The organism is Polaromonas sp., from assembly GCF_030682935.1.
GTDB lineage: Bacteria > Pseudomonadota > Gammaproteobacteria > Burkholderiales > Burkholderiaceae_C > Polaromonas.
On record NZ_JAUXNA010000068.1, the window covers coordinates 1 to 8,742 of the forward strand.

Annotated in this window: 7 protein-coding genes; 4 read left to right on the plus strand and 3 right to left on the minus strand. The window is 63.4% G+C overall.

From position 1 onward, the window contains the following. Positions 1-43 precede the first annotated feature (43 nt). The 3 genes from dxs to Q8K05_RS02570 are packed head-to-tail and all read right to left on the minus strand — an operon-like array spanning position 44 to position 3,222. Positions 44-1,954, minus strand: a complete 1,911-nt coding sequence (dxs, locus tag Q8K05_RS02560) for a 1-deoxy-D-xylulose-5-phosphate synthase (protein WP_305244974.1) — start codon at positions 1,952-1,954, stop codon at positions 44-46. A 43-nt stretch (positions 1,955-1,997) separates the two neighbouring features. Further along, the gene (locus Q8K05_RS02565) at positions 1,998-2,918 is read right to left on the minus strand and encodes a polyprenyl synthetase family protein (RefSeq protein ID WP_305244975.1); all 921 of its coding nucleotides are present in this window, start codon (positions 2,916-2,918) and stop codon (positions 1,998-2,000) included. Between the two features lie 34 nt (positions 2,919-2,952). Then, positions 2,953-3,222: an exodeoxyribonuclease VII small subunit gene (locus Q8K05_RS02570; protein WP_305244976.1), complete on the minus strand. Its 270-nt coding sequence runs from the start codon at positions 3,220-3,222 to the stop codon at positions 2,953-2,955. A 279-nt stretch (positions 3,223-3,501) separates the two neighbouring features. Here Q8K05_RS02570 and Q8K05_RS02575 point away from each other — a divergent pair, with 279 nt between their 5' ends. The 4 genes from Q8K05_RS02575 to Q8K05_RS02590 form a co-directional block, all read left to right on the plus strand. Then, a complete protein-coding gene (locus Q8K05_RS02575) occupies positions 3,502-4,632 on the plus strand; it encodes an aromatic ring-hydroxylating dioxygenase subunit alpha (RefSeq protein ID WP_305244977.1) in 1,131 nt (376 codons plus the stop codon). Positions 4,633-4,736: 104 nt separating this feature from the next. Continuing rightward, positions 4,737-5,639 carry a DMT family transporter gene (locus tag Q8K05_RS02580; RefSeq protein ID WP_305244978.1) on the plus strand — a complete coding sequence of 301 codons (903 nt, stop codon included), beginning with the start codon at positions 4,737-4,739 and terminating at the stop codon, positions 5,637-5,639. 19 nt (positions 5,640-5,658) lie between these two features. Then, positions 5,659-6,558 carry a sulfurtransferase gene (locus Q8K05_RS02585; RefSeq protein ID WP_305244979.1) on the plus strand — a complete coding sequence of 300 codons (900 nt, stop codon included), beginning with the start codon at positions 5,659-5,661 and terminating at the stop codon, positions 6,556-6,558. A 124-nt stretch (positions 6,559-6,682) separates the two neighbouring features. After that, on the plus strand, positions 6,683-8,742 hold a 2,060-nt coding region (locus tag Q8K05_RS02590; RefSeq protein WP_305244980.1), incomplete at its 3' end, for a PAS domain-containing sensor histidine kinase.

Genomic DNA, 8,742 nt, shown 5'->3' on the forward strand with positions numbered 1-8,742 from the left:
GCGGCAGCCTCGCTTATACGCGAGCCGGATGGACGGAATCAGTTCAAGCCACCGATTGAAGCGGCATCTTGGCAGGCTTGCCAGACTGACACAGGGGGCCGAAACGCGCGGCAATGGCCGCCTCAATGCCTGCCGCGTCCAGGCCTTGCAAAGCCAGCAACCGGGCCGGATCGCCATGCTCGATGAATTCGTCCTTCAGGCCCAGGTGCAGCAGGGGTTTCACCACGCCGGCAGCCTGCAGCGCTTCGCCCACGGCACTGCCCGCGCCACCCATGATGGCGCCCTCTTCAACCGTGACCAGCGCCTCATGCTCAGCCGCCACCTTCAGCAGCAATTCAGTATCGAGCGGCTTGGCCCAACGCATGTTGACGACCGTGGCGCCCAGTTTTTCTGCGGCTTGCAGCGCGGGATACAGCAGCGTGCCGAAAGCCAGAATGGCGATGCCCTTACCCTGGACATCAGCCTCGCGGCGAATCTCGCCCTTGCCAAATGGCAGCGACTGCAGACCGGCCTCCGGGGCCACACCGGCACCGGCACCGCGCGGGTAGCGCACGGCCACCGGGTGGTTTTGCTCAAACGCCGATGTCAGCAGTTTGCGGCACTCGTTTTCGTCAGCCGGGCAAGCGATGCTCATATTGGGAATGCAGCGCAAAAAGGGAATATCGTAGGCACCCGCATGAGTGGCGCCATCGGCCCCCACCAGGCCGGCGCGGTCGAGTGCAAACACCACGGGCAGGTTTTGCAGCGCCACATCGTGAATCAGCTGGTCGTAGCCGCGCTGCAAAAAAGTCGAGTAAATCGCGACCACGGGCTTGAGCCCCTCGCAGGCCATGCCGGCGGCAAACGTCACTGCATGCTGCTCGGCGATGCCCACGTCGTGGTAGCGGCCGGGAAAGCGCTGGTGAAACTCCACCATGCCCGAGCCTTCCCGCATGGCGGGGGTAATGCCAACCAGCCGGCTGTCTTGTTCTGCCATGTCACACAACCAGCGGCCAAACACCTGGGTGAAGGTCTGCCTGGCGGGTGCAGTGGATTTTTGCAGACCCATGGCCGGGTCAAACTTGCCGGGGCCATGGTAGGCAATCGGGTCGGCTTCGGCCAGCTTGTAGCCCTGGCCTTTTTTGGTGACGACGTGCAGAAACTGCGGCCCCTTGAGGTGCCTGATGTTTTCCAGCGTGGGAATCAGCGATTCCAGGTCGTGACCGTCAATCGGGCCGATGTAGTTGAAACCGAAATTTTCAAACAGCGTGGCCGGCACCACCATGCCCTTGGCATGGGCCTCCAGGCGCTTGGCCAGTTCCAGCAGCGGCGGTGCGACCCGCAGCACCTGCTTGCCGACATTTTTGGCCGATGCGTAAAAGCGTCCGCTCATCAGCTGGGCCAGGTAGCGGTTCAGGGCGCCCACCGGCGGGCTGATGCTCATGTCATTGTCGTTGAGCACCACCAGCAGCTTGCAGTCGTCATGCACCCCGGCGTTGTTCAGGGCCTCAAACGCCATGCCGGCGCTCATGGAGCCGTCACCAATGATGGCCACCGCGTGGCGGTTTTCACCCTTCTGGTGGGAGGCCAGCGCCATGCCCAGCGCGGCAGAAATCGACGTTGACGAATGGGCCGTGCCAAAGGTGTCGTACTCGCTCTCGTCACGGCGCGGAAAACCCGAAAGCCCGCCAAACTGCCGTAGCGTGCTCATGCGCTCGCGCCGACCCGTGAGGATTTTGTGCGGGTAGGTTTGATGGCCCACGTCCCACACCAGCCGGTCGTCGGGCGTGTTGAAAACGTAGTGCAAAGCCACCGTCAGCTCCACCGTTCCCAGGTTGGAACTCAAATGCCCACCGGTTTTGGACACGCTGTCGATCACGAAGGCGCGCAACTCGTCGGCCAGGGCCTTGAGCTGGGAGCGGGGTAGCCGCCGCAGATCGGCGGGGCTGTTGATGGTTTCAAGCAATTTGTACATCGTGGTGTATTTTCAGGGCAGTAACGCTCGCATGGGCGCGCGCCTAGTGCTGGCGATTGACCAGCATGTCGGCCAGCGCCCGCAAGGCATGGGTGTTCTCAAGCCCGCTGACTTCGAGGCGGGCCAGCGCATGGGCCAGCAGTTGCTGTGCGTAATCTCTGGAGGCCTGCAGCCCCATCAGCGACACAAAGGTAGGTTTGTCCTGGGCGGCGTCCTTACCGGCGGTTTTTCCCAGCGTGGCCGAGTCGGCCGTCACATCCAGAATGTCATCAACGACCTGAAACGCCAGGCCCACCGCCGCGCCGTAATCGCGCAGCGCGCTTTGCGCCGCCGGCGTGGCGGCGCCGCACGCAGCCCCCATCATCACGCTGGTCTGCAGCAGCGCGCCGGTTTTGAGGCGGTGCATGTCGTGCAGCTGGTCTGACGTTAGCGGCCGGCCCACGCTGGCCAGGTCTATGGCCTGGCCGCCCGCCATGCCCTGAAAGCCCGCTGCCTGCGCCAGCATGCGGCACAGGTGCGCCTGCGTCGCCACCGCTACCGAATCGCCTTCAGGGGTGAGAAGTTCAAAAGCCAGTGCCTGCAGCGCATCGCCGGCCAGCAGCGCCTGGGCCTGGCCAAACCTGACGTGCACCGTGGGCTTGCCGCGGCGCAGCACGTCGTTGTCCATGCAGGGCATGTCGTCATGCACCAGCGAATAGGCATGAATCAGTTCAACCGCGCACGCTGCGCGCAACGCAGCCTCCATGCTGCCATTCACGGCCTCGCGGGCCGCCATCACCAGCAGCGGACGCAGGCGCTTGCCCCCGTCGAGCACGGCATAGCGCATGGCATCGCCCAGCCCGGCAGGCGCCGGTGCATCGGTCGGACAGGCCACCCAGCGGGACAGGGCCTGCTCGACGGTGGCCAACTGCTGCGCGCTCCAGGCGCTCAGCACGAACAAGGAAAGTTTTTCAGGGGCGTTCAATGATGCTCTCTTGCGCTGTAGATGGCGCTGACAATTACTCTTGCACCCAGGGCTTGAGCTCCGTGCCTTCCAGCACCTTGATCTGGGTTTCCACGGCTTCAAGCTTGTCCCGGCAAAACTTCAGCAGCTGGGCGCCGCGCTGGTAACCCGTGAGCAACTGGTCCAGCGGCAACTGGCCCGATTCCAGGCTGGCCACCAGCGCTTCCAGCTCCTGCAGTGCGGCCTCGTAGGTGGCGGGCACTGCCGGGCTGGTCGCGCCGGTTACGCCAAGGGTGGATGCGGAGGAAGTAGAACTTTTAGCCATGGTTATTTGAAGTGAGGACCGATTTTAGGCCGTTGCGGGGATCGTCGGCGCTGCCGCCCCATTATCGGGGGGCCTCTTACGGGACCCCGCCAGGCGACGCGCGCAGGTACACTCAATCAAAATCTTCTGTAACAGCTCACCGCCCCAGTTTTAGCCTCGCCCCCTCTGGACGCTTTCGTTATTGTTTTCAACCGCAGGCTGCCCGTTCAGCCTGATTGTTCACTTGCTTATTCACCTGCCTCCAAAGCCTGTCTGCGGCGGCGCGTTCACCCAAATCGCATGCCTGATCCAAGCCTTCGTTTACTGCAGGCCACCAGCCAGCTCCCCATCTCCAGTTATTTCGATGCAGGCCTCTACCAGCGGGAGCAGCAAAAGCTGTTTTCGCGCGGGCCGCGTTACCTCGGCCACGAGCTGGCCGTGCCCAATCTGGGCGACTATTACGCCCTGCCCCAGGAAGGCGATGGCCGTGCGCTGGTAAGGAATAGCGCGGGCATTGAGCTGATCTCCAATGTCTGCCGCCATCGCCAGTCCACCATGCTGCAGGGCCGCGGCAACACCGGCAGCAACATCGTCTGCCCCTTGCACCGCTGGACCTACAACACCTCGGGCGAGTTGATGGGTGCGCCGCACTTTCTGGTGGACCCCTGCCTGAACCTGAACCGCTACAAAACCACGACCTGGAACGGCCTGGTGTTTGAAGACAATGGCCGCGACATTGCCGCCGAAATGGCGTCTCTGGGCCAAAAATCAGGCCATATGGCCGACCTGGATTTTTCGGGCTACCAGCTCGACAAGGTGCATCTGCACGAGTGCAACTACAACTGGAAAACCTTCATCGAGGTGTATCTTGAGGACTACCATGTTGGCCCCTTCCACCCCGGGCTGGGCGGGTTTGTGACCACCGACGACCTGCGCTGGGACCTGAGCCCCCACTACTCGGTGCAAACCGTGGGCGTGTCCGACAAGCTGGGCAAACCCGGCACCGATGTGTATAAAAAATGGCATGACGTGGTGCTGCAGTACCGGCGCGGTGTGCCGCCCAAATACGGCGCCATCTGGCTCACCTATTACCCGCACATCATGGTGGAGTGGTACCCGCATACGCTGGTGGTGAGCACGCTGCACCCGCAGGGCCCTGACAAAACCCTCAATGTGGTGGAGTTTTTCTACCCCGAAGAAATCTGCGCCTTCGAGCCCGAGTTCATGCAAGCACAGCAGGCCGCCTACATGGAAACCTGCGTGGAAGACGACGAGCTCGCCCTGCGCATGGACGCCGGCCGCAAGGCGCTGATGCTGCGTGGCGACAACGAATTCGGCCCCTACCAAAGCCCCATGGAAGACGGCATGCAGCACTTTCACGAGTGGTACCGCCGCGAAATGGGCGCCAGCAAAACCACGCAGATGATTTGAAAGCGTGGGCCGCAGTCGCCTTTATGCTATTAATTAAATAGCTACATGCGCCCGACCCTATTTGGCTAGAGCCACTTTTCATCACTAAATAATCACCCCGCGCGATGCAAGCCGTCTGGATGCTTCTTTCCTCCTTCCTGTTTGCCACCATGGGGGTGGTCGTCAAGGTCGCGTCCGGGTATTTCAACAGCGCCGAACTGGTCTTTTACCGCGGCGTGCTGGGCATTGTTTTCATGGCCTCTTACGCGCACGCGCGCGGCACCTCCTTGCGCACCAGCGTGCCCGCCATGCACGCCTGGCGCAGCGTCATCGGCGTGATGTCGCTGTCCGCCTGGTTTTACGCGATTGCCCACCTGCCGCTGGCCACCGCCATGACGCTCAACTACATGAGCAGCGTCTGGATTGCCGCTTTTCTGGTCGGCGGCGCGCTCATGCTGGGTAAATCCGGCAAAAAGGGGCCGAGCCAGGGGCCCCTGGTGCTGGCAATTCTGTCCAGCTTTGCAGGCGTCGTGATGCTGCTGCGCCCGGCGATGGACCAAAACCAGATGTTTGCCGGCCTGATCGGGCTGCTGTCCGGCCTCGGCGCCGCCTTTGCCTACATGCAGGTCATGGCGATTTCACGCATGGGCGAGCCCGAAACGCGCACGGTGTTTTACTTTGCCGTCGGCACCGCGGTGGCCGGCGCGCTCGGCATGCTGTTCACAGGTCTGTCGCCCTGGAACTGGCGGCATGCGCTGTGGCTGCCGCCGCTGGGCCTTCTGGCCTCGCTCGGCCAGATGTGCATGACCAAGGCCTATTCCATGTCCGAAAATCATGGCGCAACGCTGATGGTGGCCAACCTGCAGTACGCCGGAATCGTGTTTTCCGCGCTCTACGGCCTGCTTGTGTTTGGTGACAATATCCCCCTGGTGGGCTGGGCCGGCATGGCGCTCATCATCGTCAGCGCCATTGCTGCCACCGCGCTGCGGGCGCGCGCCGCACCGAATGCGCCGGCTGAAGAACACTGAGTTTGCCAAGGAGCACAAGATGAACTACACCACCCTGATTTCCGCCGAACAGCTGCAGGCGCTGAAGGACAGCGGCCAGCCTTTGCGCGTGTTTGACTGCAGCTTTGACCTGACCCAGCCCCACGCCGGCGAAGAGCAATACCTGGCGTCACACATTCCCGGCGCTGTTTACGCCCACCTGGACACGGCGCTCAGTGCCAGACACGGCGTGCCAGGTGCGCATGGCGTCATAACCGCCAGCGGTGCTGACGCTCCCGCCTCGGGTGGACGCCACCCGCTGCCCAACCGCGAAAGATTTGCCACCTGGCTCTCCAGTGTCGGCTTTGCCAACGGCATGCAGGCCGTCGTGTACGACCGTAACGGCGCCAACTACTGCGGCCGCCTGTGGTGGATGCTCAAATGGGCCGGTCACAACAACGTGGCCGTACTCGATGGCGGACTGCAAGCCTGGCAGGCTGCAGGCGGCGCGGTGAACAGCGGCGAAGAGCCGGCACACTTTCAGACCAATTTCAAGCTGGCCCCCGCTCTGGCTACCCTGGTGGACGGCCAAACCGTGGCCGTCCAGCTCGGACGCCCTGCCCAGACCCTCATTGATGCGCGCGCCACGCCGCGCTTCAAAGGCGAGGTGGAGCCGCTGGACCCGGTGGCCGGCCACATCCCGGGCGCCCTGAACCGGCCGTTCAGCCAGAACATTGGCGCCGATGGCAAGTTCAAGGCCGCAGGCGAACTGCGGGCCGAGTTTGAGGCCCTGCTGGGCGGCAGAGACCCTGCCAGCGTGGTGCACCACTGCGGCAGCGGTGTGAGTGCCATTCCCAACCTGATCGGCATGGAGATCGCCGGTCTGGGGCGCAGCAGCCTGTACGCTGGCAGCTGGAGCGACTGGTGCAGCGATCCGGCACGGCCCGTCGCCCAGGGTTAGCAGCAAATACATCTGGCACATCTGGCGGGCCACATGCAATGCTTTAGTATTCGCCAGGGCCTATTCACACTATTTATGCAAGTGCGAACCGGGTGAAAACAGTGCCAATCAAGCCCTATCCACCATGCCCGACACCTCATCCCCCGAATCCACGCGGCTGCTGGCTGCGGCGCTCATAGAACAACGGTACTCGCGCGGGCTGCGCTCGCTGCTGCTGATGCTGCTTGCCAGCCTGCCGATTGTGCTGGGCCTGACGCTGGTCCAGGAAAGCGGCGACGTGCAAATCGGCGTGATCGTCGTTTCGCTGGCACTGACTGCCTTGGCCTACTGGCTGTTGCACCTCGGGCACTACCAATGGACCAGCTACCTGCTGGTCTATTCCCTGATCGGCGTGTCAGCGGCTGGCATGCTGGCCTACGGGTCGGTCCGCAGTACGCTGCTGCTGGGTTTTGTCGGCGCGGTGATTGCCGCCGGACTGATGCAGGGGAAAAAGTCCCTGATCTCGGCGGTTGTCTTGAGTTCCCTCGTTCTCGGCCTGTTGTGCTGGGCTGAACTGGCCGGCCTGCTGGGCCCAGCCGATTTCACGGTGAACCTGCGCTTCTGGCTGGTGACTGTCCTGCTACTCACAGGCATAGCCGGCAGCGTCTACACCAGCCGCCAGGTGGTGCTGCGGGCGCTGCGCGAGCAGCATGCTGAACTCAGGCGCCGCGAGGAAGCCGAGGACCGCCTGCGCCTGAGCGAGGACCGCTTCAGCCGCATCTTTCGCAGCAGCCCGGCGGCCATCGTTGTGCAGTCGCTTGAAGACATGGCGGTGCTCGATGTCAACCCGGCCTTTGAGCGCATGTACGGCTACAGCCGCGAGGAGTTTATTGGCGGTACCGACGCGCGGCTCTGGCGCAACCCGGAGGAACGCAAGGCATTCCAGCGCCATATGGCCGCGGCCGGCCGTGTCATCAACCTGCCGCTGGAGGCACGGGCCAAGGACGGCAGGCGGCTGCACGTGCTGCTCTCCACAGAAATCGAAGGCATGGGCCACGGGCGCATCGTGGTGTCCACCATCACCGACGCCACGGCAGAGACCGAGGCCCGCCAGGCCGCGCGGCAATCGGAAGAACTGTTTTCCAAGGCCTTTGACTTCAGCCCCATCAACATGACCATCACGCGGGTCTCCGACGGCACCTTCCTGGCGGTGAACGCGGCCGAGGACTCGGTACAGGGCTTCGTGCGCGAGGAACTGCTGGGGCGCACCTCGGTCGAAGCCGGTGTCTGGGCCAGCGACCAGGAGCGAACCGGATTCATCGCGGAGTTGCGCGCCCGGGATGGCGTGGTCGTCCGTGAGACACAAATGCGGCATAAAAACGGTGCCATGGTGGACTGCCGGGTATGGTCGGTCATCGTCGACATCGCCGGCGAACCCTGCATCCTGAGCTCCACCATCAACATCAGCGACCAGAAGCGGCGCGAAGCCCTGCTGATCGACATGGCCAAGGGCCTGTCGGCCGAAACCGGCGAGGCCTTTTTCCGCTTGGCGGTGCAGCACCTGGGCCAGGCCATCGGTGCGGATCTGGTGATGGTGGGTGAAACCGGCCCCGACGACAGCGTGAGTTCACTGGCCATGATGCAGGACGGCGAGCTGCAGCCCAACATCAACTACCAGCTTGCCGGCACACCCTGCGACTTGGCCGTCGCCGGCAGCGATTTGTGCATCTACACGGACGGCATCCAGCAACTGTTTCCGCAGGACCAGTTTCTGGTGGACGGCGGCTACCGGGCCTATGCGGGCGCGGCGCTGCGCGATGCCGATGGCAGCACCATAGGGATTGTCAACGCCTTCTGGCGCAAACCGCAGGCTCCCTCGCCGGACCGGGACGCGCTGCTCCAGATTTTTGCCAGCCGCATCACTGCCGAACTGGTGCGGCTGCGGCGCGACCGCGAGATCCAGCGCCTGAACGAAACACTGGAGCAACGCGTGAACGAACGTACCGACCAGCTCCGCGCCACCAATGCCGAGCTGGAATCGTTTGGCTATTCGGTGTCACACGACCTGCAATCGCCCCTGCGCAGCATCGAGGGCTTCAGCGTTCTGCTGGCGCGCCGGCTCAAGGGCCGGCTCAGCGAAGAGGAGGCGCGCCTGTTCGACCGGGTGCGCGTCAATGTCGTGCGCATGCACGAACTGATCAACGA

What these genes read in the sequence shown, in the direction of transcription:
- Q8K05_RS02570 (WP_305244976.1), bottom strand. Translation starts at nt 3,222, where the DNA reads ATGGCTAAAAGTTCTACTTCCTCCGCATCCACCCTTGGCGTAACCGGC.
- Q8K05_RS02580 (WP_305244978.1), top strand. Translation starts at nt 4,737, where the DNA reads ATGCAAGCCGTCTGGATGCTTCTTTCCTCCTTCCTGTTTGCCACCATG.
- Q8K05_RS02575 (WP_305244977.1), top strand. Translation starts at nt 3,502, where the DNA reads ATGCCTGATCCAAGCCTTCGTTTACTGCAGGCCACCAGCCAGCTCCCC.
- dxs (WP_305244974.1), bottom strand. Translation starts at nt 1,954, where the DNA reads ATGTACAAATTGCTTGAAACCATCAACAGCCCCGCCGATCTGCGGCGG.
- Q8K05_RS02585 (WP_305244979.1), top strand. Translation starts at nt 5,659, where the DNA reads ATGAACTACACCACCCTGATTTCCGCCGAACAGCTGCAGGCGCTGAAG.